General features: G+C 25.6%; 1 protein-coding gene. It reads left to right on the forward strand.

The genetic code is table 4. From position 1 onward, the window contains the following. The coding region (locus EHU54_RS05830) for a hypothetical protein (protein ID WP_400249454.1) at window positions 1–1,310 on the forward strand (1,310 nt) is incomplete at its 5' end. Window positions 1,311–1,372 lie beyond the last annotated feature (62 nt).

Genomic DNA, 1,372 nt, shown 5'->3' on the forward strand with positions numbered 1-1,372 from the left:
TTGAATATAATAAAATGGGTAAATGTAATGTTTGAGATATTTTAAATATGAATAATTTTATTAATCGCCAAATTACAGTATTACCTTTAAACTATACACAAAAATTAGTTTTTAATCCTTTTACGATACCGGGCGGAGTTGGTAAGTTCTTAAACTTTATTTCATTTGGTATTCCCTGGGGTTGAGTAATTAATCAAAACGAAAAAACTTGACCTAATTTTCAATTTCTTAATGGTTTTATGAGTTCTAGTGTTTATAGTTTCTATAATGATGCTTTTTGGTCTGAAAACTCAAAAGGTAAAGGTTATTTACCATTTGAAATATTTAGAGAACAAGGAAATGATAAAGTTGGTGCTATGATTGGAGCAAATGCTACTAGTTTAGGTTTTACTACTTTATTAACTGATAAATTAAAAGGTAGTGTTTTAAATAAAGATGGTAAACCAACAGAAGAATTAGTTTATTCAACTTATAATTTAAAACAATTAAATGAAAAAACTAACCGAGTTTATTTAATTAATGAACAAACCAAAGCAATAGATGCTCAAACACCAGTTAGTGATAGTGAAAAAGATAATAATTGCGAATTCTTACAAACACCTGATGGAACAAATTGTAGTTATATTATTGATATGTTTTCAATCCAAGCTTTATATAAAGGTAATTTTGAAATTATCTTTTATGCTGATAACCCATATACCAATAATGAAGAAGATTACTTACGCTTATCAGTATGAATTTTCAGAGGTAAAACAAAAAGTACATTAAATAATTATTTACGCGATATGACAACTAATTATAAAACTAGTTTCTTACTTCCACATGACTATGAAATACCAACATTTAATTACCCACAGTATGTCTTACCACCAGTACCATATAACTATAAACCTTATACCAAAGATATTATGCCTTCTGATGTAGTAATACCATTAATAACTAAAATTACTGCACCAGCACAATGTAAATGAAAAAATAATTCTGGTTATTATAATAATATATTTTCTGATGAATTTAAGGATGCTTATTATGAGGTTGAAATTGATTTAAAACAAATTGACCCCACAATTCAAAGTATAGATAAATTTATTAGTTCTTATAAAATAATAGAAATAAGTAATCTTAATAATTTACAAGTTGAATGTGGACCACCTGAAATAGAAAATTTTATTCCTAATAGAAATGTTAATTTATCTGCGGGAAAATATTCATGTAATCAGAATTTTGGTTCCTTAACAAATATGACTTTAAAAGAAAGTGGTCGTTCACAAACTGATGAAGTTAATTTTGATAATAGACTTCTTGCATAACCTAGTTATTTTAAAATTCCTATAAAATATATTTAAAATAGAAATTATAAGAATCTAAAATT

Origin of the sequence: Spiroplasma sp. ald (assembly GCF_044714355.1) — a bacterium.
In the GTDB taxonomy this organism is placed as follows: domain Bacteria; phylum Bacillota_I; class Bacilli_A; order Mycoplasmatales; family Mycoplasmataceae; genus Spiroplasma; species Spiroplasma phoeniceum.